This window comes from Paenibacillus sp. GM2 (genome assembly GCF_900069005.2).
Lineage (GTDB): Bacteria > Bacillota > Bacilli > Paenibacillales > Paenibacillaceae > Fontibacillus.
In genome coordinates this window covers 2,531,731-2,558,208 of record NZ_LN831279.1, presented here as the reverse complement: position 1 = coordinate 2,558,208, position 26,478 = coordinate 2,531,731, and the positions used below count along the sequence as shown (strand labels likewise).

Here is a 26,478-nt window from a genome sequence, read left to right as displayed (position 1 = left end):
GCTCGAGGCGGCGCGCGATGACGCCGCCCGGCTGGTGGCGGACGCGTCCTTCTGGACGTCGCCCGAGTTCGAGCCGCTGCGCGGCTACCTGCAGCGCGAACAGGTGCTGCAGGGCGAAGTGATCGACTGATGAATCTAGAGAGCGGACTCGTTTTAAAGGAAACCTGATTCGATGCTTGCTGCGGAAATCTCGTGGCAGCCTTTCTTTCATAGAGTAGGGTCCTTTTCCTCTAAGCATAGTCTTGGCGGCCTTTCAAGGGACAGCTTGCCTCTACTGAACATCGTCGGCTGCTTTCCAACGGGTCCTTTCCTTGCTGTTCCGGGGGCCAGGCGCTTTATGAACATCCGATCCCCGCGTCCCTAATTTCATTTTTAAGACACTATGTACAGGCCTCTCGTCATATATCTAGAAAGTAGGTGTTATGAGGGAGGTGCAATGAACATTTGAGTTACCAACAGTTTGGCATTAGTCCGCAGTTAGTAGAGCGGATAAAGCTTAAAATGAAGAATCCGGCCACGAAGGATCGAATCAAAAATTTGGTGGACGGTTTAACAAAATCCGATTTGCAGGACCGTGTGAAGGTACGTCGGCTTGTCAAATCAGCGGCAGGGATCCTGAATGAGCGGTTGACGAGTGTGCAGGAAGAGCAGATTGTCTCATTTGTAGTTGCTCAAAAAATCGATCCGCGCAATACATTTCACCTGATTAAGCTGTGGGGAATGTTCAGATAGCGGAAAAACCAAGAAGTGGGGGTTCTTTTTCTAAAGGGCCCTCACTTTTTTTGTTATGAGGTAGGTAGGTTACTTGCTTTACTTCAAAGATGCCGCTCGGTATAATTCGAACCAATGAAGGTTTATCTATTACTTTATCGTTATGGATGGGAAGGAGAAGCTGAAATTGCAGAGGTTTGGTTTCCCCTATGAGCTTATATTGTATTTTAGCCAGGATCATATCTCTTTTCTCACCAACAAGGTAGATGCCGACGATCACAGCCATCATTACATACAGTTTACGGTAGGACTTGAACAGCCTGTATCCATTACGGTCGAAGGACAATTATTGCAAGCGCCGGGCCTTCTTCTTCAATCCAGCGTTATACATCAATTGCAGGGGCATCAACAGTGGCAATGGTACATGCTGATCCATCCTGAATCGACCTTGGGAGAGTTAGTGAAACGGGCTTATTTGGCGAATTCAAAGGTCTGTGTATTGGGACAAGATCAGGCTGACCCACTGCGGCAGCTTGCTATCAAGCAATTGTATTCGATAACTAGTCAGGATGATTACGACCAGAGCATGAGGCGGTTTATGCAAATTTTACGGCTGCAGGAACAGGATCATAAGCTGGCGTTAGACCCGGATGACCGCATTAGCGACGTATTGCTCGCTATCGAGATGCTTGCTTCCCATGACCTGACGGTGAGAGCGCTCAGCCAGCATATGTATATTTCGGAGAGCCGATTATCTCATATTTTCAAACAAAAGGCAGGTATATCACTGGCAAGCTATATTGTACACCATAAATTAAGAACTGCATTCCAGGCGATTTTCAGCGGGGTCTCGATGACGGAGGCTGCGGTAGAGGCCGGCTTCAGCAGTTCCTCCCATTTCTCTAAGACGGTTAGGGATAAGCTGGGTATGACCGCTCGCTCCATCGTGCAGAATAGCAGATTTTTGAAAGTGTAATGATCTTTACCCCTTTATACTTATAAGCAAAAGAGGGGGATGATCATGGAAGCGTACTTGCAAGCTACAGCTTTAGTAGACTATACTCATCCATCGATTAGGCAGCTTATAGCGGGGAAGGGATGGAATGAGCTTACTGAATACGAACAAATCCGTCAAATTTACGATTATGTAAGAAATCAGATCCAATTCGGCTACAATCGCGGCGACGATATTCCCGCTTCGGAGGTGCTTGCTGACGGATACGGGCAATGCAATACCAAGAGCATCCTATTAATGGCGCTGCTGCGGGGTGTCAGGATTCCGTGCCGAATTCATGGCTTTTATATCGATAAAAAAATGCAAAAAGGCGCGCTGACCGGCATCCTTTATACCTTTGCGCCTGCAAATATCGTTCATGCGTGGACCGAAGTATGGTTTGAAGGGAAATGGGTAGCTTTGGAGGGGGTCATCATCGATGATCCGTATCTCAAGCAGGTGCAGGATAGACTCTGCAGCTATAACGGCGGGTATATTGGCTACGGAGTTGCTGTTAAAAATAAAGCGGGCATCAATCTATGCTGGCGTGGTGAGAGCACCTATATTCAGAGCTTTTCGATTACTGAAGATTTAGGGTATTTCGACCAGCCTGATGAATTTTTCGCCAAGTATAACAATGTCAAAGCCCCTGTGAAAAAGTGGTTGCTAAATCTGCTGCGCAAACGGATTAACCGACAGACGGATGCGATTCGCAAGGGCAGTATGAAATAAAAATGAGGTTAGCCTGGGTTTGCCAGGCCGATCTCATTTTTTGGTGGCGGCTTGCTCTAGTTTGGAGATTTCAATGCTATAATTTTACATATCCATCTTGTTTTTTTACAGCATTTGCTGTATTTTTATATTGACATGATAGTAGGTCAAAAAAGGAGGCAGACATGACATGACTCCCCGTACAAAAGCGCAAAATGAAGAAATTCGAAATCGGCGAATCGCCGAAATCATTCAGGCGGCGGCTGATGTTTATTTGGATAAGGGCATGCTGTTGGAAATTCGTGATGTTGCCCGCTTGGCCGGCCTAGGTTATGGAACAGTGTACCACTACTATAAGAATAAATTAGATTTATTGCATGATTTGCTGTGGCAAGCTTTGGAGCGGAGTGCGGCAACTGTCGATCGATTAATTCATGAATCGCAGACCAATTTCCGTGGCAGACTTCCATTTGGCGTGGAAATATCGGGAGTCATGACCATGGCTAGGACCCAAGAAATAGAACATAAGCTCTGGCCGGCCTTGGTTGCAGATCTTTTGAAGACGTGGGCAGAGGATCATACCGCGTATTTGGTGTTCCAGCTTGGAAATGAGGATTACCGTCAGCTTCCCGAGGAACAGGCTTTGCCGCTAATCAAGGCTTACCGGGAACGCATTGTGATCCCTCTGTCGCATCTGGTTGAACTGGGCGAATCAAGGGCTGCCCCGGTTATATCTGACCTGGGTGCAGAGGCCAGGACGCGGATGCTATTATCGGCGCTGACCGGCTGCACTATGCTGCCGCTTCGACGTGGGACGTTGTCCGCCGAAGCGGAGGGGATTTCCAGCTTTCTATGTGCCGGACTGGCCTGATGATCATCGGTTTGGCGGGCGGGTAAGATAGAAGCTTGGTTTCGCGTCTATCCGTGGATGGGACCATCCGCCGCAGGAAGTCTAAAGGGCAAACCGCTGTCCGAAAACGAAGGAGTGGAAAAGAAAGATGATTATTTTAAAGTCAGCAAGAGAGATTGAAGAGATGAAAACGGCGGGCCAAATTGTGGCTGATTGCCATCGCGAGGTTGCGAAGATCATTAAGCCAGGGATAACGACGCAGGAGATCAATGATTTTGTGGCCAGACATATTATTAAGCTTGGTGCCAAGCAGTTCACAAAAGGATATAACGGCTTTCCCGCGGAAACCTGTGCATCGGTCAATGATGTTGTGGCGCATGGCTTTCCCGGCAAAAAGCCACTAGAAGAAGGGGATTTGCTCAAGCTTGATATCGTTGCTGAATATGACGGCTGGTTTGGCGATTCTTGCTGGACTTATGCTATCGGTCAGATTAGCCCTGAGGCGGAACGTTTGATACAGGTCACAAAGGAGTGCCTCGATATCGGGATAAGCAAGGCACTGCCTGGAAACCGTCTCGGCGATATAACATCGGCGATTCAACAGCATGCCGAATCGAACGGCTTCTCGGTTGTACGCGATTTGTTGGCGCATGGGGTCGGGCGCAGCCTGCATGAGGATCCGAACTTTGAGCATATCGGCGTGGCCGGGAAAGGCCCGCGTCTAAGAGAGGGCATGGTATTTACAATCGAGCCGATGATTAATCAAGGTACGTTTCGAATTACGATCGACGAGGATGGATGGACAGCCAGAACGGCTGACGGCAAGCTCTCCGCCCAATTCGAGCATACGCTGGCACTCACTGAGGACGGTCCGCTTGTTCTGACCGCACATTAACTGCACATTAATGAACAAGATCGCCATTCTAAATAGTGGGTTCATACAGAAACCGGTTAGCCTAAGGGCCTGACCGGTTTTTCATTTGCCTGAATACCAGGAATAACCTGTTGCCAGGGGGAATATTTGTTCGTATCATGAATATAATAGGAACAAACGTTCTTGTAGAAGGTGAGTTTATGATTTACAGTGTGCGAAGTGGGCTGAGATGAGTCCAATTCCTTGGCAAACGCCGGAAGAGGCGAGGTTCGTGAAAGAATCGGTTCTGCTGCCGATGATTCTGGATGTACTGGAACGGGATCGCGCAGCGGTAGTTCGGGCAGAGTTGAAGCTGCCGGAGATATATGATGATCTAATTGATTCGCTGCAAAAGGCAGCAATGGAGGAGCTGTCCCAGGCCAGACAAGGTCTGCGGCAGCATGGAATGAAGATCTATAAAGAGCGCCGGACGGTGCTTGGCGTTGAGGCAAGCTATTTATGCCGAGGGTACCATTATGAGTTTTCTATGCTGTGGGGGCTTGTCAAAGCGGAAATCCTGCAGAGGATTCGCAGTTATCTGAGCGTCTCTTCGGTCGGCTTCCCGGAAGTCAATGATGCAAAAGAAGGGGATGGCTCATGAAGCAGAAGGAACGCGTCGTTATGATGGGGGACTGCCAGTCGTTCTACGCCAGTGTGGAGAAGGCAGATCATCCGCAATATCAGGACCGCCCGTTGATCGTGGCAGGTGATCCTGAACGCCGTTCCGGCATTGTGCTGGCGGCTTGTCCGATCGCCAAACGGTACGGGGTGACGACCGCTGAGAATGTGGGAACAGCGCTGGCGAAGTGTCCTGAGCTCGTGGTGATGAGACCAAGAATGGAGAAATACATTCATGTATCGCTGCAGATAACAGAGATTATGAGACAATTTACCGATCTGGTGGAGCCTTACAGTATTGATGAACAGCATCTGGATATAACCGGGAGCTTATCCTTATTCGGGGACCCGGATACTCTGGCCCGTATGGTTCAGGCTGAGATTTTGCGTAATACAGGAGTATACTGCCGTTTTGGAGTCAGCTATAACAAGGCGGTGAGCAAGATGGCCTGCGACAACTTCGCCAAGAAGAATGCGGATGGCATCTATCTGCTTCCCCGGAATAAGCTTCAGGAGGTGCTCTGGCCGCTGCCGATCCGGAAATTGCTGATGGTTGGTTCGCGGATGGAACGGCATCTTCTGAATATGGGCCTGCCAACCATCGGTCATTTAGCCAACGCGCCGATGCAGCGGATGAAAGCCCGCTTCGGAGTGAATGGGGAGGTGCTGTGGCGTCTGGCTAACGGCATCGATCCTTCCCCCGTCAACCCGAATAGCCATCAAGGCGTCAAATCTATTGGCCATGAGATGACGCTGCCGCGGGATTACTATTCCTTGGAGACGATTGCCATTCCATTGTTGGAGCTGACCGAGCTCGTCTGCCGGCGTTGCCGGGACAAAGGGTTCATGGGCAGTGTGGTTAGCATCAGCTGCCGAGGAGCGGATTTCGACCGACCAACCGGATTTTCGAGGCAATTGAAGCTGTCCGATCCGACGAATGTGACTAACCAGGTCTACGAGGCGGTGATGGTGCTGTTCCGCAAGCATTGGGACGATCTTCCTGTACGCAAGGTAGGGGTTACCCTGTCGGGATTAGTGGCGGATGACGCCTATCAATTGACCTTGTTTGACGAGCGGCCCAAGTATCAGGCACTCGAGAGAGCAACGGATGAGATTAAGCGGAGATATGGAGACTCCGCTATCCTCCGGGCGGTATCGCTAACGGCATCAGGCCAGGCTAGAGATCGGGCCGGCAAGATTGGAGGACATTATCGATGACAGGTAAATTGCAAGGGAACGGGCTGTGGGAATCCTCACGGATGATGCTGCCGGAGCATAAGGAAGCGATCCTGAACAGCAATCGTTATCTGCAGAAGAGAACGCGGGTTCAGCTGGATGAACAGGAGCTGGAAAGGGTCTCGCGAATTGTAATGGAATCGCAGCAGGAGGGAAGAGAGGTGGCGCTTCGCTTATTTGGTGAATATGAGGAGCATCATCTTAATGGAATCGTTGTTCGCCTGGACCCTGGCGAGCGACGGGTGTGTCTACGGACAGACGCCGGGATGGAATGGGTGTTATGGCGTGATATTGTCAGCGCCGAGTTCACGGCGGGATACACCGACGATTAAGACGAATCGGATATGAAGTATGGTAAGGCCGCCCCATGGTGCCAAACGCATATTATGCTATAATATGGGTTACAGCATTTTGGATTGAATGGGGAGATTAATTGATGATCTTGCACAAAGGTGATGCTTTATTTCACCAGGGAGATGAATGTGAGAACTTGTATCGCATTAAGAGTGGCTTATTCAAAGTAATACGACTGCATGAGAATGGAAATGTGGTATTGTTTAATATTTTATATCCCGATGAGATTGTTCCGCATCATTCTCTGGTCTCACCCAAGGAAGTGCTGGGAACAGCGATTGCGCTGGTCCAAAGTGAGGTAGAGGTTATTCCGGCAAAGCAATGGTACCAGGATATGAAGAATGATCCGGACAAGGCGATGGAAGTGGCCATGCAGCTGCAGGAAAAGCTAAGATTTATGCAGGAGCGGTTGGATCACCTGTCAATTGGCACTCCGGCCGAACGGCTGGAGCTATTGGGGAACTGGCTAAGCCAGCATGTCCCGGGCACGCATCTTACCGATTACCTGACTCAGGAGGAAATTGGGCAATTGATCGGTGTGAGGCGCGAGACGGTGAATCGCCTGCTCAAAACATTGGGTTAGGATTTACGCTGGCGGATTCAGCATTATATCGCTGAGAATGGAAGAATGACAAGATCCGTATGATATGCGGCGTTTAATATGAGCCATAATGCTGGTATTTCCTGCTTAGCGGTAGAAGCGCGACGTTTTTGTCATGAACTGAATTGTGGTATAATAATATAGAATCAAAAACAGAAAGGATCAGGATACCATGTGTCCCTTAAGGACGAATCCCCAAAGGACGATTTGGAAACGTTGTGATCTCTCTTACACTTAGCTTCTTACGTGGAACGTCGGTTTGCGACAATACCCTTACGAAAGAAGCGAGTGATGATGCGAAGTATGAAGTCCTCAAGGATCTTCTTCGCAGGGTGTTGGCGTGAGGTCAACCAATCTGCGATAAGAGGGATTCTTTATGAGGAAGAAAGCAGCAAGATGGCAGTATGACGGTAAGCAGTTATTAGTTTTGATGTTTGGTACTTTTTTATTGGCGTTTGCGTATTATCATATTAATTTTCAGAATGGTCTGTCAGAGGGCGGCTTTGTTGGCCTGGCGCTGTTAGGCAAGTATTCATTGAATCTGCCTCCGGCGTTATCGTTGCTTGCGCTCGATGCTCTCGTAATGATGGTGGCTGTATTTTTTAAAGGCTGGAAATTTATTGCAAATACACTGTTCGCCTCGGTGCTGTTCTCGGCATTCTATGAACTGTTCGAGCAATTTTCACCGTTGTCTATAGATCTAACGAACAATTTGCCGCTAGCGGCGTTGGTGTCGGGTCTGTTGACAGGACTTGGTGCTGGACTTGTTCTACGTGCCGGCGGAGCGTCAGGCGGAGACGATATTTTAGCATTGATGTTAAGTGGATGGTCAGGCATCAAGATTGGTACGATGTTCATCCTGATGGATGCGGTCGTATTGATGTTATCCTTGTTCTATTTGCCATTTAAAGAGACGATGTTCACGATTATGGCGGTACTGATTGCCGGTAAAATGATTACCTGGACTGTACAGTATGGTCGTAAAGAAGTGCCATCGCGCAAAGTTTCTTACGGCATGAAACAGAAAACGGCGTAAGCCTCCGGGCTTCAACGTCGTTTTCTTTTTTTCGGATGATTGCGAACGGGCATAGGCTTTGAAATTCTGCTATAATATGGATATAGCTTTTTTGCGGGAATGGAGAGATTAATATGATTTTACATAAAGGTGAGGTGCTGTTTCATCAAGGGGATGAAGGCGTAAACCTGTACCACATTAAGAGCGGGCTGTTCAAAGTGACTCGACTGCATGAAAATGGAAATATGGTGTTATTTAATATTCTTTACCCCGGTGAGATGGTTCCGCATCATTCCTTAATCTCCCCAAAGGAGACGCATGGAACGGCGATAGCCCTGGTGCGAAGTGAAGTCGAGGTTATTCCTGCGGAGAAATGGTACCGGGAGCTTGAGGAGGATCCGCATAAGGCGCTTGAGATCGCCAAGCTGCTGCAGGAGAAGATCAGGTTTATGCAGGAACGTTTGGATCATTTGACGGTAGGTACGCCTGCGGAGCGGTTGGAACTATTGAATAAATGGCTGAGCCAGCATGCGAACGGTATTCCGTTAACCGATTATTTGACGCAAGAGGAGATTGGTCAATTGATCGGGATCAGACGTGAGACGGTGAATCGCTTGCTGCGGGAAATGAATAAATAAGCGAAATCTCCCATCACAAAATAAGAACCCCCGCGTAATCTGGCGATGCAAAGCACGTTGGAGCCGCGGGGGTTCTGTATATATAGGATCGTTATCGGCTGGGCAATTAATCCAGACTATCCGCTGGTCCGAAGAACTCGAAGTGAATTCTTTCAGCGGGAACTCCCCATTGCTTAAGAGCGCGGTTAACGGCCTGCATGAACGGAGTAGGACCGCAGAAATAGAAATCAGCGTTGGAATCAGCAACGGTCTGCAGCCAAGGAAGATCGATATAGCCGTTTTTGTCACAGCTTTCACCAGCAGCCGGAGCTTCATAAACAACGTAAGAGCGCAGGGACGGATGCGCCTCGGTCAATTGGTGAATATGCGCTCTCATCGCATGCTGGCTGCCGTTGCGAGCCGCGTGAATATAGACGACATCGTGGGCCGGGTTCTGCTCCAGCAAGGTCTCGAGCATACTAACCATCGGAGTCAAACCTACACCACCGCTGATTAGTACAACTGGATGCTGGCTGGAAGGTTCCAATTCCAATGTAAATTCTCCGGCCGGCGCGCTAAGCTCCAGAATGTCTCTTTCCTGCACAGCATCATGCAAATAAGTGGATACGATACCGGCTGGCTTATCGGCTATGGCCTCTTCGCGTTTCACGGAGATGCGGTAATAAGCGTGACCAGGTGAGGTGGACAGACTGTAGTGGCGAAGATGGGTGAAGGCTTGACCTTCCGGTTTAACCCTAACTGTGATGTATTGTCCGGGCACATAATTGGCGATTTCCTTGCCGTCTTCCGGCTTCAAGTAAAAAGAGGTGATCACATCGCTCTCTTTAACCTTGCGATCAACGACGAAGCGGCGGAATCCGCGCCAGCCGCCGGGCTGCTGTTCAGCTGCCTGGTACATCTCAGCTTCGACGCTGATGAATACATCGGCGATGACACCATAGGCTTGGCCCCAGGCCTCGATGATCTCATCGGTTGCAGCATCACCAAGCACCATTTTGATAGCGGCGAGCAGATTCTCGCCAACGATCGGATATTGCTCCGGCAAAATACCCAGCGCCCGGTGCTTTTGGGCAATTCCTTTGACAACAGGCAGGATTTCTTCCAGACGATCGATATGTGCGGCAGCAGCATAGACAGCGTTGGCTAGAGCTGTTGGCTGCTTGCCTTGACGCTGATTGGCGTGGTTAAATACATTAAGCAATTCAGGGTGATTTTTAAACATCGTCTCATAAAATTGTTTAGTAATTGTTTGCCCATGAACCTCTAGTACAGGAACCGTCGATTTAATAATTTCAATGGTCTTTGCATCAAGCATAGGGGCACCTTCTTTCTATGTGATAAATCTTACAGTAATAAGTATAGGCACATAGAAATAGCGATAATTGTGATTGGTGTCACTTCAATTATTTACAAAACGTGAATTTAAAAATTGTGCAATTAGATTTGTCACACAAAAAAACAGCGTGAGCTTTAAGGCTTCCGCTGTTTTTGAACGATAGGTTACTTTTGGCTCTGCTGCTCGAACAATGGCAGGTACTCTCCATAACCTCCGCTCTCCAGCTTATCCTTCGGAATGAAGCGGAGCGCGGCGGAGTTGATGCAGTAGCGGAGTCCGGACGGGCCGGGGCCGTCATCAAATACATGTCCCAGATGAGAGTCGCCCTGACGGCTTCTGACTTCTGTACGGACCATGAAATGACTCTTGTCCACCTTCTCCTTGATATTGTAGGACTGCAGTGGACGAGTGAAGCTTGGCCAGCCACATCCTGCGTCATATTTATCCAGTGAACTGAACAGAGGCTCGCCGGATACGATATCCACATAAATGCCATCTTCGGTATGATCCCAATACTCGCCGGTAAATGGTCTTTCGGTGGCGCTGTTCTGCGTCACTTCATATTGAATCGGCGTCAGAACCTGCTTTATTTTGTCTGGGTCGGCAGGGCCGGACCAATGTTGTTCAATGAAATCCTCCCGGCCGGAGCCGATTCGGTAACGCTTGTAGTGCAGCGGATTCTTCTTGTGGTAATCCTGGTGGTAATCTTCAGCCGGATAAAAGACGGAGGCCGGCAAAATCGGCGTTACGATCGGCTTATCGAAGCGTCCGCTCTGCTCCAGTTCGAGCTTCGAGGCTTCCGCTTCTTCACGCTGGCGCTCATTATGATAGAAAATAGCTGTATAGTAGGACTCCCCGCGGTCATGGAATTGTCCGCCTGCATCGGTCGGATCAATTTGCTGCCAGAACAGGGTCAGCAGCTTCCGGTACGGAAAAACGGCCGGATCAAACGTAATCTGCACAGCTTCATAATGACCTGTACCCCCGGCACAAACCTCCTCATACGTTGGATTCTCTTTATGGCCACCGGTATAGCCCGAGATGATCCCGTGTATGCCCGGAAGCTCTTCAAATGGGGACACCATACACCAGAAGCAGCCGCCGGCAAAAGTAGCCAATTCCAGATTAGGCAATGGTGCTTGGTTCATGTTTTTCCCTCCGTTTCGATAGTAGTAAGATTTTGGGATGTGTCGATACTTATTATACCTGTTTTTAAGTAAAATTCGAAATAATTCCGGCAAATAGCCTAGCTAACGGAAATCACCGCCGCTATTTAACCGGAATAAGACCATCAGGAATTCTAACGGAACTGGGGGACCTTATCTGCCTAAAAGAGAGCGCCATAGGCCGAATTTGCCCCGAATAACGCATCTCATTTCCTTTAGAATTTGGAAGCTCTCAATTTTAGCGATATAACGGCTCTCATTTCCGTTAGCATTCCCCACCGATCCGAAGGTCAGCCGTAGCCCTTACTTTATAATTGGAGTAGGCTTGTTCACGAAGTTATATATTGACAGGTAAATTTATATCTTATAATATTATGAGGTATAGTATACGAATTCATATATGAGTGTTAAATGATTAAAGGGGAGTAGCTGTTTCAGTAAAGTCGTCATTACGGGATTAACGTCTCCGGCTTTATTGGCAACTTCAAGTTGTTAGCGAGACCTTTACCATTGCAGGGTAGAGGTTTAATCATAAAGACCTTTACCGCAATCGGTAAAGGTCTTTTTTTATTAGCTTTGAGCCACAATAACAACATTATATTGACTAATTGGGGGAAAAAAGATGGATATTGGCTTGCTGATGGAGTATGGCTGGGTGCTCATTGTTCTGGTAGTGCTGGAGGGATTGCTAGCGGCGGATAATGCGCTGGTTCTGGCCATTATGGTGAAACATCTGGAGGAGGATGTACGGAAGAAGGCGCTGTTCTACGGCTTGGCAGGTGCGTTTGTATTCCGTTTTGCCTCGTTATTTATTATCTCGTACCTGGTTGACGTATGGCAGCTTCAAGCGATCGGGGCAATCTATCTGTTGTATATGGCAATCAATCATATCGTTCGCAAGCTGGTCGTCCATCGAGCTGAAAATGAGGGCGGACAGGATCATGAGAACATCCCGGAGAAAAAGAAGAAAACTTCCGGCTTTTGGGGGACGGTGCTGAAGGTGGAACTGGCGGATATCGCGTTTGCGGTCGACTCGATCCTGGCCGCTGTTGCTCTAGCTGTTGCCTTGCCACCTAGCGGTCTGCCGAATATCGGCGGCATGGATGGCGGCAAATTTATCGTCATTTTGCTTGGTGGATTTATCGGTCTGATCATCATGCGCTTCGCAGCCAACTTCTTCGTGAAGCTGCTTCATTCCCGTCCGGGCCTGGAGATCGCGGCGTTCCTTATCGTAGGCTGGGTGGGGATTAAGCTGGCTGTACACACCTTGGCGCATCCGTCGCTTCACATCATACCTGAAACTTTTGCCGAGAGTACAGCCTGGAAGATCTCATTCTATATCGTTCTAATCCTGATCGCTGTCGGCGGCTGGTTCCTGTCGGGCAAGAAGATCGTAGAGAACAAGCCTAGCAAGGCAAACGGATAATTCAGGCAAATTTTCACATAATAAAAAAACGCTGCTGAAACCATCTATGGCTTCTGGCAGCGTTTTTTGTAACAACCGGTATTCGAATTCAAATCAGCAGTTATATCCCATGGCTGCGCGTGGTTTGCCGGTATTGCTTGGGAGACATTCCGAATTTCTTGCGGAATACTTTATGAAAATAGTTATAGTTCGGAAACCCGGAGCTTTCAGCGACATGCTCCAGCGACAAAGGGCTGAAGGTAATCCGCTCCCGCGCCATATTTAATCGTACTTCCAGCGCATACTGAATGATGCTTGTACCAAAGGTCTCTTTGAACAGGTGGACGGCTCGTGAGACGCTAATTCCAACATGGGCCGCGGCATCCTCCAGCTTAAAAGGAGAGGCGGCATTCTCTTCAATATAGTTCTTGATGCGGTGGGCGAGGTACGACGGATAAGTGGGCAGCGGCTGCTGCAGGAAATTCCGATCGATATCCAGGCACAGGATTCTTAAGTAATACTCGGCTATTTCAGGTGTAGGATTGGAAATCCGCCGCTGTTCGAGCATAATTTGCCGGAAGGCGCCAATTATCCCCTCGGATAAAGGAACCTTGATTTTCTGCGGTCGGTCGTATTTCTCCCACCATTCATCGACCCAGCCTCCGAATAAAAATATATGGTAATCGGCGCTGGAGACCATTTTCTCACCGAGCTGGTTCTGTTCCGCTTCAATTCGAAGCTCGTAGGGCTCGCCAGGCTTGAACAGCAGCAGGTCGCCCGGTTCCAGCAGCTCTAGCTTCCCGTCCAAACGGGCTCGGCAGCGCCCGAAGGACTGCAGGCGAATAAGATAACTATGCAATCCTTCAGGATTCACCATATGAAAAGGCTTGCGGTGAGAAGAGTAGTTAGCGGTTAATATTTGCAAGTCCAAGCGTTCTGTCGGCGCTGCCATGCGGGTTTGCCGAGGGGAACCATGGGCAGTTAACAGTTGAAGGTTACGGCAATCCATCGCTGATTCTCCTTTAAATAATAATAAAATAATGACCAGATTGTTCATGTTTGAATCATATTATTCATTTTAAATGAAAGCGATTTGAAATACCATTGGATTTGTAGTGCTAATATAAAAAATCCTTTTCAGGAGTGGTGTCGTTGGCTGAATGCCAAAGATAGGCACTAGCTAAGTAAGACCTATGAATTCGGCGCACATGAAGATGTTGTGAGTTATAAAGTACACATTTTCGGTGTTCGTCTACAATCATTCGTAATGAGGTGAATCATATGGTGAAGGTAGGATTACAGCTTTATACGGTACGTGATTATTTGGAACGTGATTTTGAAGGTACGCTGCGAAAGGTGGCCGAGCTTGGATACCAGGGAGTGGAATTCGCTGGTTTCTATGGCCGTACGCCAGAGCAGGTGAAGGCATTGCTTGATGAGACAGGGCTTGTTGCTTTAGGTGCGCATACACCATATGAGCGCTTGCTCCATGCGCTGGATGAGGAGATCGCTTATAACAAAGCTATCGGCAACCGTTACTTGGCTATGCCTTATTTGGCAGAAGAGGACCGCGGGCGCTGGGACGAAGTGATAGAGGATTTGAAAGTGATTGGCCAGCGCTGCGCAGAAGAGGGAATGGTGCTGTTCTACCATAACCATGATTTCGAGCTGACACAGAAGCTCGAGGACAAGCCGGTACTTGATGCGATATTCTTTGAAGTATCCGAAGAATTGCTCAAGGTTGAGCTGGATTCATGTTGGGTGTACTTCGCGGGATTTGATCCGCTTGAATATATCGCTAAATACAGCGGTCGCATGCCTCTGCTTCACTGGAAGGATCTCGTTCAGAAGGCGGACGGATCGCCGGAGACGGTTGAACTGGGCCAGGGCGAAGTGAATGTTCGGGATATTGCTGACGCTGCGATCCAGGCAGGTGCTGAATGGCTGGTTGTAGAACAGGATTATTGTGCTAATGATTCATTGAAGAGCATCGAGACCAGTATGGAATTTATACGCGCTTATGCACAAGAAGGAGGAAAACTAAATGTCTAAAACAATAAAAGTAGCTGTAATCGGGTGTGGCGGGATCGCAAACGGCAAGCATTTGCCAAGTCTTTCGCAGGTAGAACAAGTTGAATTGGTCGCTTTTTGCGATATTATCGAAGAACGCGCGACCAAGGCGGCTGCTGAATATGGCGTAGAAGGCGCCAAAGTATTTACAGATTTTCGCAAACTGCTGGCAGAGACGGATGTTGAGGTGATTCATGTATGTACGCCTAACGATTCTCACGCTGAGATCACGGTGGCTTCCCTGGAATCCGGACGCCATGTTATGTGCGAGAAGCCGATGGCCAAGACGGCGGAGCAAGCTCGTCAAATGCTGGACGCGGCGAAGCGTACGGGCAAGAAATTGAGCATTGCATATCAGAACCGCTTCCGCAATGACAGCATGTATTTGAAGCAGTTGTGCGAAGAAGGGGAACTGGGTGATATTTATCTGGGTAAGGCGCTGGCGCTTCGCCGTCGTGCGGTTCCTACTTGGGGAGTATTCCTTGATGAAGAGAAGCAGGGCGGGGGCCCGCTCATCGATATCGGTACTCACGCATTGGACTTGACGCTGTGGTTGATGGACAACTACGAGCCGAAGAGTGTAACCGGACAAGTGTTCCATAAGTTAGGGGATCGTGAGAATGCGGCAAATGCATTTGGTCCATGGAATCCGGAAGAGTTCAAGGTGGAAGATTCTGCATTCGGATTCATTACGATGAAGAATGGTGCGACCATTATTCTTGAATCAAGCTGGGCGATCAATATGGTGGATATCGGCGAAGCAAGAACGATGCTGTGCGGCACTGAAGGCGGAGCGGATATGACGAATGGTCTGCGCATTAACGGCGAGAAGAACAGCCGCTTGTATGACACAAAGATCGACCTTGGCGCCGGCGGTGTAGCGTTTTATGACGGCAAAGTGGAGAATGAAGCTGTCCGTGAAGCGAGAACCTGGATCGAAGCGGTTATTGAAGACAAAGAGCCGGTCGTAAAACCGGAGCAAGCTCTCGTAGTTACTGAAATTCTTGAGGCGATTTATGAATCGGCGAAGACAGGCAAGGCAGTATATTTTGACTAATGGCTTAAACACTATGAACTAAACATATGATAAACAAGAAATAAAGGTAGGAGGAAATACAATGAAATTAGGCGTCTTTATGGTTCTGTTTGGAGATCGTTCGTTCGAAGAAGCGTTGGATATGGCTGCATCCCGTGGCTTGAAGGCAGTAGAGATCGGTACAGGTGGGAATCCCGGGAAGGCTCATTGCAACCCAGACCTTCTACTTGAGAATAAAGCGGCTCGCGAGCAATTCAAGAAAGCGGTGGAATCCCGTGGCCTGATGATCAGTGCTTTGAGCTGTCACGGTAACCCGCTTCATCCGCAGAAGGCACTTGCACAGCAGGATCATGATGATTTCGTCAAGACGGTTCAGCTGGCTGAATTGCTTGAAGTGCCTGTTGTGAACACCTTCTCAGGCTGCCCGGGTGATCATGAGGATGCGAAATATCCGAACTGGCCAGTTGCTCCTTGGCCAAACGATTACCAGGAAGTGCTGGCATGGCAATGGGAGAACAAGGTCATTCCTTATTGGAAGGAATGGGGGGCTTACGCTGAGAAGCATCATGTCAAGATCGGTCTTGAGCTCCATGGCGGCTTCTCCGTGCATACGCCGGGCACCTTGCTTCGTCTTCGCGAAGCGGTTGGTGAAGTGATCGGCGCTAACCTGGACCCTAGCCATATGTGGTGGCAAGGCATTGACCCGGTTCAGGCAGTAGCCATCCTGGGTAAGGCAGGCGCAATTCACCACTTCCATGCGAAGGATACAACAATTGATCCGATTAATGTCAATATGCACGGGATCACCGACATGCAATCCTATACCTTAATGCAGGATCGTGCATGGCAATTCCGCACCGTTGGATATGGCCATGATATGAAGACCTGGGCGGATATTATCAGCGCGCTTCGTCTGCATGGTTATGATTATGCGGTAAGCATCGAGCATGAGGATGGATTGATGTCAATTGATGAAGGCTTCACGAAGGCTGTTCGCAATCTACAGCAAGTAATTATGGAGGACTCTGCCGCTGAAATGTGGTGGGTATAAATCATAAATACCTCGGGTTATAAATAGATTTAAAAATAACGGCTCCCCAAACGGCAGCCGTTATTTTTGTTTCCTTTAATTGCTAAACTTTTTGTATAGTATACTAATTTAAGGCCTATGTTAAGAGTACCGAGTATGTGAAAATGTTAAGGAAAGTATAATCTCGGTGTTAATTTATTTAAAAATATGCTAAACTGAAACAAACTAACTTATTGTAAGTTTTTAACGACAATGTTTCTCATGAAGTAATTGTTTCTAAATAGGTAAGAGGTGAAATGTAATGGATGATAACGGTACATCCATATGTCAGTTGTGTCCGCGCTTTGAGTTGGCTTTCTCTTTGCTGGGGAAACGCTGGAACGGATTAATTATTCGAACTTTAATGGACGGACCCAGGAGATTCAAAGATATTTCAAATGGCATCCCGTCGATGAGTGATAAAATGCTGTCCGAACGTATGAAGGATCTTGAGAATGAGGGTATACTTGTGCGGCATGTGTATCCGGAAACACCGGTTCGGATTGAATACGAATTGACGGATAAAGGGCGCGCCCTGCGTCCCGTTATGGACCAGGTCCAATGCTGGGCGGAAGAGTGGATTGAGTAACGTGGCTAAGCCGTGCCGCTACCTGTGACGGGGGCGGCACGAACATTTTAGTTCAGAAAGGTCGGTTTGGCACCGAAGCTGAGGCTTCCGATGTGCGTTGTTTCAAAACGCGGATGCTGAGCCGCTGTCTGATTCACTTTGTGATCAGAAGCAGACTTTTTGAGCTACCCCTAATATTATAGAGAGTAGGTGTAATTTTGGCTGAGGTAATAGTAATCGGAGCAGGACCTGCAGGGGCAAGTGCAGCTTTGTTTCTGGCAAAGGCAGGTAAGGAGACACTTGTACTGGACAGCAATGGAAGCATGACGAAGAGAGCCTGGATTGAGAATCATTACGGTGTCAAAGAGACGTCCGGACCGGATTTACTGCAGACAGGCCGTGAACAAGCTGAGAAATTCGGCGCTAAGTTCATCGAAGAGAAAGTAATAGCCGTAGACACAAATGGTGAAACGAAAATAACCGTAAAGACGGAATCGGGACGCAGCTATGAAGCTTCTCATGTTATTTTGGCCACGGGTGCGCTTACGGATTTAGCGAAGTCGATCGGTATTACACTGAAGGATGGAAGAGAGCCACGTATCAAGACCGTCATTGACACGGACGCTAACGGACGTACCAGCAAGCCGCGGATTTGGGCGGCAGGTACAGTAGCTGGTGTTAGCGTTCATACGATTATTACCGCTGGCGATGGAGCCAAGGTCGCAATTGAAATTATTAGTGAATTGAACGGTGAACGTTATGTTGACCATGACATTTTAAAATAACTTAAATTATAGGAGAGGCCTTCATTATTTTGAAGGGCCTTTCTTTTTGTCTATTGAAGGATCGAATTGTGATCTCAGGTACTGTGCTGAGTGGAAGTATATGCTACGTTAGGGTCGCATTAAGATATAGAAGGGAGCGCTGAGAAATGTCTCCTATCGGAGTTGTATTATCACAAATCGGTACCCCTCTGGAGCCGACATCCAAATTCGTACGTCCTTATCTGCGCCGTTTTCTGTCGGATCGGCGGGTGATCGATTACTCTCCATGGCTATGGCAACCGCTGCTAAGGGGAATTATTTTGCGTGCGAGACCGCGGAAATCTGCTAAGCTGTACCGTGAAATCTGGCAGGAGGAAGGCTCGCCGCTGCTAATCCATTCGCTGGCTCAGCAAGCTGGCTTGCAATCCCGACTTGGAGCCGAGTACCAGGTTGAACTGGCTTTGGCCTATAGTGAACCAAGCATGGAACAGGCGATGGCTAGCTTGGAATCAGCGGGCATCACACGCATTATTATTGTTCCTTTATTCCCGCAGTATTCATCGACCACGAGCGCTTCAGTATATGATCAAGCCTGCTTCGCGGCACTTGGAAGGAGAAGTGCTAACGGTTCGGTGTCCAAACGTTTTGTGCCAGCCCTGCGCTTCGTGGACGCATATTATAGCGAACCTGGCTACATATCGGCAATGCAGTCACATCTGTCCCGTTATTTGGAGGAGATGGCTGATGCCCCGGATTATTATGTACTTAGCTTCCATGGAATACCGAAGCGATATGTCGCTACAGGCGATCCCTATCCAGAGCAATGTATGGAGACGGCCAGGCTGCTTGCTAACGCGATGGGCTGGGCCCCGGATCGTTATGAGGTGACCTTCCAATCGCGCTTTGGACCGGAGGAGTGGGTAGGACCGGCAACGAGTGAAGTGCTTGGACAATTGGCAGGAAGGGGGATCAAGAGGCCGCTGATCTTCTCGCCCGGACTTGTTACGGATTGCTTGGAGACGCTGCATGAGCTGGCGATCGAAGGAAGAGAGCAATTTGCTGCCGGAGGTGGAGAAGCTGGGCATTACCTCGCGGCCTCTTGCCTGAATGATCATGTGCAGTGGTTGAATTTTCTATCCTTGCAGGTGGAGAAGAATGCTATGGGCTGGACAGACTGAACGAATGAAGTGAGCAGGTGTAATTCGGCTTACGCAACCAATAGGATGGATCGATACAAAAAAACCTTCATCTTCCTTTTGGAGAAGATGAAGGTTAAGGGGATGGTGCCGGACCGATCGTCAGATCCGGCAGATTTCATTTGGACAGAGCTCACAGTGGCACATGTCCTGCAGCATAACAAGATCTTTAATGACGATCATGCCATTCACATATTCAAGCGCATCTTTCTTGCGCAGATCGCTGAGCATACGGTTGACGCTCTCACGCGTAGCACCGATCATGTTGGACAAGTCGGTATGCGTGATTTTCTTGTTAATCAGAATGGAGTCTCCATAAGGCTCACCGTAAGTATTGCTAAGACGGATCAAAGTAGAAGTGAGCGCACCAGGTTTGCCGTACATCATCAAGTCGCGGAATTTAGTCTGGGTCAGCCGGTGATGGATTCCCATCCACTTCATGAAATCGATTGAAAAATCGCAATGCTGACAGATCATGATCTCCAGGTCCTTCTGCTCGATGACACCAACCTCGCTGTCTTCAATCACTTCAGCGGTAAAGCTGTGCTTCATACTAAAGAAAGGATCGGCCTGTCCGACCAGATCGCCGCGACCGTACATATATAGAATGAGTTCTTTGCCTTCATCGGTGGATTTGGTTAATTTTACTCGCCCGCGCTTAATGTAGAATAGCTTATCGGAAAGATCGCCTTCCCAGAAAAGATGCGTCCCCTCGGGATAAGATTTATCCTTCATCGTAACAAGAAGCCTATTGAAGTTTTGCTCGGAGAAACAACTTGTATTGCCGCGGGGCATGGTGGTATTTACGCTTTCACTCATCATCGATTTCCCCTTTTATACGAATTTGTCCTAAATTTTCTGAAAATTTTAAATTATTTTAAATTAATTATATAACGATTATTTGATTTTGGGTTGCCTCTAATACGTCAAAAAGTGTCTAATTTTTAACATTGTGACTAATTTCACTTCGGAAGCGTTATCCAACTGCAAACAGGTTTACTAAACGTGAAACTTAGTTTGTTAAATTGCTTAAAGTTTGGATCCCGGGCCAAATGGAGCATAATATATGTAAGAACATGTTGAAAATATACACCGAAAGATGAAAGTTTTCAACTATTTTAAACTATGTGAAAAAATTCACTATACAAACGAAAATCGATATGCTATGATCAAATCATAAAGAGAAGCACAAAGCTTCCGAGGGATGGACCTACAAGTGAAACATTTCACGAAGTTTAAAAGACAGGTGCATCCATTAACTTTAGGAGGATGAGAGAGATGGCCGTTAAAAATGAAGTTGCGACCAAGGTCCAACAGCCAACTGCGCAAGAGTATGTTCAAACGTTGATTGACAAAGCAAACAAAGCACAAGAAGCTTTCATGAGTATGGATCAGGAACAAATTGATTCCATCGTACAGGCAATGGCGCTTGCTGGTCTAGACAAACATATGTACTTGGCAAAGATGGCCGTAGAAGAAACGGGCCGCGGCGTGTACGAGGACAAGATCATTAAGAACATGTTCGCTACCGAATACATCTACCACAGCATCAAGTATGATAAGACGGTTGGTGTTATTGAAGACAATGAATTTGACAGCTTCCAGAAAATCGCCGAGCCGGTTGGTATCATCATGGGGATCACACCGGTAACCAACCCGACATCGACGACAATCTTCAAAGCCCTTATCGCGATCAAGACTCGTAACCCGATTATTTTCGGATTCCATCCATCCGCTCAACGCTGCAGTGCTGAAGCAGCCCAAATCCTGCTTGATGCAGCGGTTAAACATGGCGCACCTGCCGATTGCATTCAATGGATCGAGAATCCATCCATGGACCGTACGAATGCACTGATGAATCATAACGACATTGCCTGCATCCTGGCCACCGGTGGTTCCGCAATGGTTAAGGCGGCATACAGCTGCGGCAAACCGGCTTTAGGCGTAGGGCCTGGTAACGTTCCATGCTTCATCGAGAAAAGCGCGGACATCGATCAAGCCGTCAATGACCTCATCCTATCCAAGACATTCGACAACGGCATGATTTGTGCTTCTGAACAAGCGGTTATTATCGAAGAACCGATCTTCGATCAAGTAAAGAAGAAAATGATAGCTAACGGATGCTATTTTGTAAATAAAGAAGAAGCAGGTAAATTGACCAAGGGAGCGATTATTGCGGATAAATGTGCTGTGAATCCGGCGATTGTTGGTCAATCTGCTGTAAAAATTGCTGAAATGTGCGGGATCGATGTACCGGCAGGAACTAAAATTCTTGTAGCAGAAATCGATGGTGTAGGCCCTAAATTCCCATTGTCCGCTGAGAAGCTTAGCCCAGTATTGGCCTGCTACAAGGTGAAAAATGCAGAACAAGGCATCAACCTCGCGCTTGAAGTCGTATCGTTCGGCGGAATGGGGCACTCCTCGGTTATCCATTCGAACGATGATGAAGTGATTAAGAAGTTCTCTGACCGTATGCCTACCTGCCGGATCTTGGTTAACCAGCCATCTTCGCAAGGCGGTATCGGCGATATCTATAATACGAACCTGCCATCGTTGACACTGGGCTGCGGCTCGTATGGACGCAACTCGACATCGTCGAACGTAACAGCCGTCAATCTGATCAACGTGAAAAGGGTGAATCATCGTACCGTGAATATGCAATGGTTCAAAGTACCAAACAAGATTTATTTTGAAAAGGGAGCCACTCAATACCTGGCCAAAATGCCTGACATCAGCCGCGTGTTGATCGTGACAGACCCAATGATGGTTAAACTGGGATATGTAGAAAGAGTGGAGCATTATCTCCGCCAACGCCAAACGCCGGTTGCGATTGAGGTCTTCGCCGATGTAGAGCCGGATCCATCGACAACGACGGTGGAACGCGGAACTGAGCTGATGAGCAAATTCCAGCCGGACTGCATTATCGCACTAGGCGGCGGTTCGCCGATGGACGCTGCAAAAGGCATGTGGTTGTTCTACGAATATCCGGACACCAGCTTCCACAACCTGAAGCAAAAATTCATGGATATCCGCAAGCGGATTTACAAATACCCTCGTCTTGGTCAAAAAGCGAAATTCGTGGCTATTCCAACGACTTCGGGTACCGGCTCGGAAGTAACATCGTTCGCAGTTATTACTGATAAAATCAACGGCAATACGAAATATCCTTTGGCTGACTATGAATTGACTCCTGATGTAGCTATTATCGATCCTGAGTTCGTATATACACTGCCAAAAACCGCTGTTGCAGATACCGGTATGGACGTATTGACTCACGCGATCGAAGCTTATGTCTCGGTAATGGCTAATGATTACACGGATGGTCTGGCCATCAAAGCGATTCAACTGGTGTTCCAGTACCTCGAGAAATCGGCGCTTACCGGCGACAAGCTGGCCCGCGAGAAGATGCACAATGCTTCGACATTGGCAGGTATGGCTTTCGCCAACGCGTTCCTGGGTATTAACCATAGCTTGGCGCATAAATGGGGCGGACAATATCATACAGCGCATGGCCGTACGAATGCGATCCTGATGCCGCATGTTATTCGCTACAATGCCAAGAAACCGACCAAATTCGCAGCTTGGCCTAAATACAGACATTTCGTGGCTGATGAGCGTTATGCAGAAATCGCCCGCATTCTTGGCTTGCCGGCTCGCACGACAGAAGAAGGCATCAAGAGCTTGATCAATGCGATCCGTGATTTGAACAGAAAGCTTGGCATTCCTGAGAGCTTCCAGGAGCTCGGATTTGATCCGAAGGATTTCGAGTCGAAGGTAGATTACTTGGCTGACCGGGCCTTCGAAGACCAATGTACAACAGCAAATCCTAAGCTCCCATTGGTTACCGAACTGGCGGAAGTATACCGCGATGCCTTCTACGGAAGATTTGACGAATAATTGAACAAATGCAAGGAAAATCGTGACAAATATCACTTTGATTGTGATATTTGTCACAATCATTTATACGGGATTGATGTATGATTATGACATAAACGATCCCGCATATTTGAGTAGTAGGTGATTGATTTTCATAGGTTCATTAGTGAATGAAATGTGAAAATTATCACAAATTTTAGGGATCACGAGGCGCGAGTATATCCTTCAACCGCGTGCTCCAAACTATATATATGGAGGGAATAAAGATGTCGGTGACTGAGAGAGAAGTAAAAGGTAATCAAGAAGTTCAATCCGCATGGAGAGGCTTCAAAGCAGGCAAGTGGATGAGAGAAGTTAATGTTCGCAATTTTATTCAAGACAACGTTACTTCCTATGAAGGAAATGAATCCTTCCTTCAAGGAGCTACCGCTAACACCAAGGCGCTCTGGGAGATCATTTCTGATCTGACCAAGAAAGAACGCGAAGCAGGCGGCGTACTTGATGTAGATGTTAACACACCTTCCGCCATTACTTCACATGCTGCTGGCTATTTGGATAAAGATAAGGAACAAATCGTTGGCTTGCAGGCAGACGAGCCATTCAAACGCACAATTCATCCGTTCGGCGGGATTAACATGGTTCTCAACTCCTGTCAAGCATACGGATTTGATCTGCCGGGTGAAATTGTAGAACTGTTTACAAAGATTCGCAAAACACATAACCAAGGTGTTTTCGATGCTTATACAACTGAGATGAGAGCATGCCGCAAAGCGGGGATCATCACAGGTCTTCCAGATGCTTACGGCCGTGGCCGGATTATCGGCGACTATCGTCGTGTAGCACTCTATGGTATTAATTTCCTGATCAAGCAAAAGAAACAAGAAAAGCTCAGCCTTGAAGTTGATGTGATCGATGAAGATGTCATCCGTCTTCGTGAAGAGCTCTCCGAGCAAATTCGTGCTTTGGAAGAATTGAAAGAACTGGGTCAAATGTACGGCTTCGACATTTCCAGACCGGCTGAAAATGCTAAAGAAGCGATTCAATGGGTATACTTCGGTTACCTCGCTGCTGTTAAGGAACAAGACGGTGCAGCAATGTCGCTTGGCCGCGTATCCTCGTTCCTTGATGCTTATATTGAACGTGATTTGGCTGAAGGCACGCTGACTGAAGAAGCAGCTCAAGAATTAGTTGACCATTTCATTATGAAATTGCGTATTGTTAAGTTCTTGCGTACTCCGGAATACAACGATCTGTTCAGCGGTGACCCAACTTGGGTAACTGAATCGATTGGCGGTATGTCTGAAGACGGCAGAACACTGGTAACCAAGAACAGCTTCCGTTTCCTGCATACACTTTATAACCTGGGACCTGCTCCAGAACCTAACCTGACTGTCCTTTGGTCCGAGAAATTGCCTGAAGCGTTCAAGAAATTTGCGGCCAATGTATCGATCGAGACAAGTTCGATTCAATACGAAAATGACGATTTGATGCGTCCGATCTATGGCGATGACTACGGTATTGCTTGCTGTGTATCCGCTATGAGAATCGGTAAACAAATGCAGTTCTTCGGCGCTCGCGCTAACTTGGCTAAAGTATTGCTGTATGCAATCAACGGTGGTAAAGACGAAAAATCCGGCGCTCAAGTAGGTCCTGAATATCCAGCGATTACTTCGGAATATCTGGACTATGATGAAGTTATGAAACGCTACATTCCAATGATGGAATGGCTGGCTAAGACATACGTTAACTCCTTGAATGTTATTCACTATATGCATGATAAATACTGCTACGAACGCATTGAAATGGCATTGCATGACCGTGACATTCTGCGTACGATGGCTTGCGGTATCGCAGGTTTGTCGGTAGCTACTGACTCCCTGAGCGCTATTAAATACGCTAAGGTTAAACCGATTCGCAACGAAAATGGCATCGCTGTTGACTTCGAAATCGAAGGCGAATATCCTTGCTACGGTAACAACGATAATAAAGTGGATGATATTGCAGTTAAGCTCGTTGAGTCCTTCATGGGCATGATCCGCAAGCACAAAACTTACCGTAACTCGTTGCCAACACAATCGATCTTGACGATTACTTCGAACGTCGTATATGGTAAGAAAACAGGCAGCACTCCAGACGGACGTAAAGCTGGCGAACCATTCGCACCAGGTGCAAACCCAATGCATGGCCGCGACAAGAAGGGCGCCCTTGCTTCCTTGAGCTCGGTAGCTAAGCTTCCTTACGAACACAGCTTGGATGGGATCTCGAATACCTTCTCGATTGTTCCTAAGGCGCTTGGTAAAGAACCTGAGATCCGTAAATCCAACCTCGTATCGATGATGGATGGATATTTCGGCAGCGATGCTCACCACTTGAACGTTAACGTATTCGACCGCGAGCAATTGATCGACGCTATGGAACATCCAGAGAATTATCCTCAATTGACCATTCGCGTTTCGGGTTATGCTGTTAACTTCATCAAGCTGACTCGCGAACAACAACTTGACGTTATTAACCGTACCTTCCACGGTTCGATGTAATAACGGATCTGAACAGTCTTAGAGATTGTGGCTATACATCAGGCAGCCTCAATGAGAAAGGGTGGCGAACAATATGCTTAAAGGTCGTATTCATTCATTAGAAACATTCGGAACGGTAGATGGACCGGGTATACGCTTCGTACTCTTCATGCAGGGCTGCCTGCTGCAATGCCAATATTGCCATAACCCCGATACCTGGAGCCTGACGGAAGGCAAGGAAATGACAGTGGAAGAGGTTCTGGCTGAAATTGAGCCATATTTGAACTACTATCGTTCGTCAGGCGGCGGATTAACCGTATCCGGAGGAGAGGCGACGCTACAGGCGCCATTTGTCACTGAATTGTTCCGAGAGGTGAAGAAGCGCTGGAACCTGCATACTTGCCTGGATACGAACGGATATAATGAAGGCGATAAGATCCGCGATTTACTGGATGTGACGGATTTGGTCATGCTTGATTTGAAGCACATCGACAATGAGAAGCATATCAAATTGACTGGCAAACCCAATGATCGCATGTTGAAAATGGCGCGCTGGTTGTCAGAGCATAACCGTAAAATGTGGATTCGTCACGTATTTGTACCGGGAATCCACGACGATGAACAGGATTTGATTCATCTTGGCCAGTTTATCGGCGGCCTCCATGGTGTAGAGAAGTTTGAAATACTTCCTTACCATACAATGGGGATTTATAAGTGGCAGGAGCTTGGTTGGGATTACCCTCTGGAGGGCGTTCCTTCTCCAACAGCGGAGGAGATCGAACGGGCGAATCGCCTGATCGAAGAGGGGCGGCAGCAGGTAGTTACAGCGAAGTAA

The 26,478-nt window shown here is 47.9% G+C and carries 25 protein-coding genes; 21 read left to right on the top strand and 4 right to left on the bottom strand.

What is annotated here, in order from left to right:
* Positions 1–444: 444 nt before the first annotated feature.
* The 11 genes from BN1360_RS21400 to BN1360_RS21350 all read left to right on the top strand — a co-directional run bounded on the left by BN1360_RS21400 (position 445) and on the right by BN1360_RS21350 (position 8,641).
* Positions 445–732, top strand: coding sequence for a stage VI sporulation protein F (locus BN1360_RS21400; protein WP_068781899.1), 288 nt, complete (start codon positions 445–447; stop codon positions 730–732).
* Between the two features lie 142 nt (positions 733–874).
* A complete protein-coding gene (locus BN1360_RS21395) occupies positions 875–1,687 on the top strand; it encodes an AraC family transcriptional regulator (protein WP_068781898.1) in 813 nt (270 codons plus the stop codon).
* A gap of 45 nt (positions 1,688–1,732) precedes the next feature.
* Positions 1,733–2,437: a transglutaminase-like domain-containing protein gene (locus BN1360_RS21390; RefSeq protein ID WP_068781897.1), complete on the top strand. Its 705-nt coding sequence runs from the start codon at positions 1,733–1,735 to the stop codon at positions 2,435–2,437.
* Between the two features lie 169 nt (positions 2,438–2,606).
* Positions 2,607–3,287 (top strand): TetR/AcrR family transcriptional regulator, encoded by a 681-nt coding sequence (locus BN1360_RS21385; RefSeq protein WP_068781896.1) that lies wholly within the window; start codon positions 2,607–2,609, stop codon positions 3,285–3,287.
* A gap of 127 nt (positions 3,288–3,414) precedes the next feature.
* Positions 3,415–4,161, top strand: coding sequence for a type I methionyl aminopeptidase (map, locus tag BN1360_RS21380; RefSeq protein ID WP_068781895.1), 747 nt, complete (start codon positions 3,415–3,417; stop codon positions 4,159–4,161).
* A 208-nt stretch (positions 4,162–4,369) separates the two neighbouring features.
* The gene (locus tag BN1360_RS21375) at positions 4,370–4,780 is read left to right on the top strand and encodes a YhjD family protein (protein ID WP_068781894.1); all 411 of its coding nucleotides are present in this window, start codon (positions 4,370–4,372) and stop codon (positions 4,778–4,780) included.
* Positions 4,777–6,015 (top strand): DNA polymerase IV, encoded by a 1,239-nt coding sequence (locus BN1360_RS21370; RefSeq protein WP_068781893.1) that lies wholly within the window; start codon positions 4,777–4,779, stop codon positions 6,013–6,015. The genes BN1360_RS21375 and BN1360_RS21370 overlap by 4 nt, the downstream gene beginning before the upstream one ends.
* Positions 6,012–6,365 (top strand): YolD-like family protein, encoded by a 354-nt coding sequence (locus BN1360_RS21365; protein WP_068781892.1) that lies wholly within the window; start codon positions 6,012–6,014, stop codon positions 6,363–6,365. Before BN1360_RS21370 ends, BN1360_RS21365 begins: the two co-directional genes overlap by 4 nt.
* A gap of 104 nt (positions 6,366–6,469) precedes the next feature.
* Positions 6,470–6,970, top strand: a complete 501-nt coding sequence (locus tag BN1360_RS21360) for a Crp/Fnr family transcriptional regulator (RefSeq protein ID WP_068781891.1) — start codon at positions 6,470–6,472, stop codon at positions 6,968–6,970.
* Between the two features lie 394 nt (positions 6,971–7,364).
* Complete coding sequence (locus BN1360_RS21355) at positions 7,365–8,024, top strand: YitT family protein (RefSeq protein WP_068781890.1); 660 nt, start codon at positions 7,365–7,367, stop codon at positions 8,022–8,024.
* A 113-nt stretch (positions 8,025–8,137) separates the two neighbouring features.
* Positions 8,138–8,641: a Crp/Fnr family transcriptional regulator gene (locus BN1360_RS21350; RefSeq protein ID WP_068781889.1), complete on the top strand. Its 504-nt coding sequence runs from the start codon at positions 8,138–8,140 to the stop codon at positions 8,639–8,641.
* Positions 8,642–8,747: 106 nt separating this feature from the next.
* On the opposite strand, the gene hmpA is transcribed toward BN1360_RS21350, so the two are convergent.
* Positions 8,748–9,956 carry an NO-inducible flavohemoprotein gene (gene hmpA, locus BN1360_RS21345; RefSeq protein ID WP_068781888.1) on the bottom strand — a complete coding sequence of 403 codons (1,209 nt, stop codon included), beginning with the start codon at positions 9,954–9,956 and terminating at the stop codon, positions 8,748–8,750.
* A gap of 185 nt (positions 9,957–10,141) precedes the next feature.
* The gene (gene msrB, locus BN1360_RS21340; protein ID WP_068781887.1) at positions 10,142–11,125 is read right to left on the bottom strand and encodes a peptide-methionine (R)-S-oxide reductase MsrB; all 984 of its coding nucleotides are present in this window, start codon (positions 11,123–11,125) and stop codon (positions 10,142–10,144) included.
* A 640-nt stretch (positions 11,126–11,765) separates the two neighbouring features.
* On the opposite strand from msrB, the gene BN1360_RS21335 reads away from it, so the two are divergent.
* Positions 11,766–12,569, top strand: a complete 804-nt coding sequence (locus tag BN1360_RS21335; protein WP_068781886.1) for a TerC family protein — start codon at positions 11,766–11,768, stop codon at positions 12,567–12,569.
* Positions 12,570–12,669: 100 nt separating this feature from the next.
* Here the strand turns inward: BN1360_RS21335 and BN1360_RS21330 are convergent, their stop codons facing one another.
* On the bottom strand, positions 12,670–13,500 hold the full coding sequence (locus BN1360_RS21330; protein WP_068781902.1) for an AraC family transcriptional regulator: 831 nt from the start codon (positions 13,498–13,500) through the stop codon (positions 12,670–12,672).
* A gap of 329 nt (positions 13,501–13,829) precedes the next feature.
* On the opposite strand from BN1360_RS21330, the gene BN1360_RS21325 reads away from it, so the two are divergent.
* From BN1360_RS21325 to hemH, 6 genes are all read left to right on the top strand, one after another.
* Positions 13,830–14,600, top strand: coding sequence for a sugar phosphate isomerase/epimerase family protein (locus tag BN1360_RS21325; protein ID WP_068781885.1), 771 nt, complete (start codon positions 13,830–13,832; stop codon positions 14,598–14,600).
* Positions 14,593–15,675 (top strand): Gfo/Idh/MocA family protein, encoded by a 1,083-nt coding sequence (locus BN1360_RS21320; RefSeq protein WP_068781884.1) that lies wholly within the window; start codon positions 14,593–14,595, stop codon positions 15,673–15,675. The genes BN1360_RS21325 and BN1360_RS21320 overlap by 8 nt, the downstream gene beginning before the upstream one ends.
* 61 nt (positions 15,676–15,736) lie before the next feature.
* Complete coding sequence (locus BN1360_RS21315; protein ID WP_068781883.1) at positions 15,737–16,705, top strand: sugar phosphate isomerase/epimerase family protein; 969 nt, start codon at positions 15,737–15,739, stop codon at positions 16,703–16,705.
* A gap of 280 nt (positions 16,706–16,985) precedes the next feature.
* Entirely contained in the window at positions 16,986–17,312 is a 327-nt protein-coding gene (locus tag BN1360_RS21310) for a winged helix-turn-helix transcriptional regulator (protein ID WP_068781882.1), read from the top strand.
* Between the two features lie 197 nt (positions 17,313–17,509).
* Positions 17,510–18,076 carry an NAD(P)/FAD-dependent oxidoreductase gene (locus tag BN1360_RS21305; protein ID WP_068781881.1) on the top strand — a complete coding sequence of 189 codons (567 nt, stop codon included), beginning with the start codon at positions 17,510–17,512 and terminating at the stop codon, positions 18,074–18,076.
* 146 nt (positions 18,077–18,222) lie between these two features.
* Positions 18,223–19,233: a ferrochelatase gene (gene hemH, locus BN1360_RS21300; protein ID WP_068781880.1), complete on the top strand. Its 1,011-nt coding sequence runs from the start codon at positions 18,223–18,225 to the stop codon at positions 19,231–19,233.
* 120 nt (positions 19,234–19,353) lie between these two features.
* On the opposite strand, the gene BN1360_RS21295 is transcribed toward hemH, so the two are convergent.
* Entirely contained in the window at positions 19,354–20,070 is a 717-nt protein-coding gene (locus BN1360_RS21295; protein WP_068781879.1) for a Crp/Fnr family transcriptional regulator, read from the bottom strand.
* A 459-nt stretch (positions 20,071–20,529) separates the two neighbouring features.
* Here BN1360_RS21295 and adhE point away from each other — a divergent pair, with 459 nt between their 5' ends.
* The 3 genes from adhE (at position 20,530) to pflA (ending at position 26,478) form a co-directional block, all read left to right on the top strand.
* Complete coding sequence (gene adhE, locus BN1360_RS21290; RefSeq protein WP_068781878.1) at positions 20,530–23,148, top strand: bifunctional acetaldehyde-CoA/alcohol dehydrogenase; 2,619 nt, start codon at positions 20,530–20,532, stop codon at positions 23,146–23,148.
* 245 nt (positions 23,149–23,393) lie between these two features.
* On the top strand, positions 23,394–25,664 hold the full coding sequence (gene pflB / locus BN1360_RS21285) for a formate C-acetyltransferase (protein ID WP_068781877.1): 2,271 nt from the start codon (positions 23,394–23,396) through the stop codon (positions 25,662–25,664).
* Positions 25,665–25,737: 73 nt separating this feature from the next.
* Positions 25,738–26,478 carry a pyruvate formate-lyase-activating protein gene (gene pflA / locus BN1360_RS21280; protein WP_068781876.1) on the top strand — a complete coding sequence of 247 codons (741 nt, stop codon included), beginning with the start codon at positions 25,738–25,740 and terminating at the stop codon, positions 26,476–26,478.

Excerpts from the sequence above, each read along its gene's own strand:
- hmpA (WP_068781888.1), bottom strand. The coding sequence starts at position 9,956 with ATGCTTGATGCAAAGACCATTGAAATTATTAAATCGACGGTTCCTGTA.
- pflA (WP_068781876.1), top strand. The coding sequence starts at position 25,738 with ATGCTTAAAGGTCGTATTCATTCATTAGAAACATTCGGAACGGTAGAT.
- BN1360_RS21360 (WP_068781891.1), top strand. The coding sequence starts at position 6,470 with ATGATCTTGCACAAAGGTGATGCTTTATTTCACCAGGGAGATGAATGT.
- BN1360_RS21395 (WP_068781898.1), top strand. The coding sequence starts at position 875 with ATGGATGGGAAGGAGAAGCTGAAATTGCAGAGGTTTGGTTTCCCCTAT.
- msrB (WP_068781887.1), bottom strand. The coding sequence starts at position 11,125 with ATGAACCAAGCACCATTGCCTAATCTGGAATTGGCTACTTTTGCCGGC.
- BN1360_RS21335 (WP_068781886.1), top strand. The coding sequence starts at position 11,766 with ATGGATATTGGCTTGCTGATGGAGTATGGCTGGGTGCTCATTGTTCTG.
- adhE (WP_068781878.1), top strand. The coding sequence starts at position 20,530 with ATGGCCGTTAAAAATGAAGTTGCGACCAAGGTCCAACAGCCAACTGCG.
- BN1360_RS21370 (WP_068781893.1), top strand. The coding sequence starts at position 4,777 with ATGAAGCAGAAGGAACGCGTCGTTATGATGGGGGACTGCCAGTCGTTC.
- BN1360_RS21350 (WP_068781889.1), top strand. The coding sequence starts at position 8,138 with ATGATTTTACATAAAGGTGAGGTGCTGTTTCATCAAGGGGATGAAGGC.
- pflB (WP_068781877.1), top strand. The coding sequence starts at position 23,394 with ATGTCGGTGACTGAGAGAGAAGTAAAAGGTAATCAAGAAGTTCAATCC.
- BN1360_RS21385 (WP_068781896.1), top strand. The coding sequence starts at position 2,607 with ATGACTCCCCGTACAAAAGCGCAAAATGAAGAAATTCGAAATCGGCGA.
- BN1360_RS21375 (WP_068781894.1), top strand. The coding sequence starts at position 4,370 with ATGAGTCCAATTCCTTGGCAAACGCCGGAAGAGGCGAGGTTCGTGAAA.
- BN1360_RS21315 (WP_068781883.1), top strand. The coding sequence starts at position 15,737 with ATGAAATTAGGCGTCTTTATGGTTCTGTTTGGAGATCGTTCGTTCGAA.
- BN1360_RS21325 (WP_068781885.1), top strand. The coding sequence starts at position 13,830 with ATGGTGAAGGTAGGATTACAGCTTTATACGGTACGTGATTATTTGGAA.
- hemH (WP_068781880.1), top strand. The coding sequence starts at position 18,223 with ATGTCTCCTATCGGAGTTGTATTATCACAAATCGGTACCCCTCTGGAG.
- BN1360_RS21390 (WP_068781897.1), top strand. The coding sequence starts at position 1,733 with ATGGAAGCGTACTTGCAAGCTACAGCTTTAGTAGACTATACTCATCCA.
- BN1360_RS21295 (WP_068781879.1), bottom strand. The coding sequence starts at position 20,070 with ATGAGTGAAAGCGTAAATACCACCATGCCCCGCGGCAATACAAGTTGT.
- BN1360_RS21320 (WP_068781884.1), top strand. The coding sequence starts at position 14,593 with ATGTCTAAAACAATAAAAGTAGCTGTAATCGGGTGTGGCGGGATCGCA.
- BN1360_RS21365 (WP_068781892.1), top strand. The coding sequence starts at position 6,012 with ATGACAGGTAAATTGCAAGGGAACGGGCTGTGGGAATCCTCACGGATG.
- BN1360_RS21330 (WP_068781902.1), bottom strand. The coding sequence starts at position 13,500 with ATGGCAGCGCCGACAGAACGCTTGGACTTGCAAATATTAACCGCTAAC.
- map (WP_068781895.1), top strand. The coding sequence starts at position 3,415 with ATGATTATTTTAAAGTCAGCAAGAGAGATTGAAGAGATGAAAACGGCG.
- BN1360_RS21310 (WP_068781882.1), top strand. The coding sequence starts at position 16,986 with ATGGATGATAACGGTACATCCATATGTCAGTTGTGTCCGCGCTTTGAG.
- BN1360_RS21355 (WP_068781890.1), top strand. The coding sequence starts at position 7,365 with ATGAGGAAGAAAGCAGCAAGATGGCAGTATGACGGTAAGCAGTTATTA.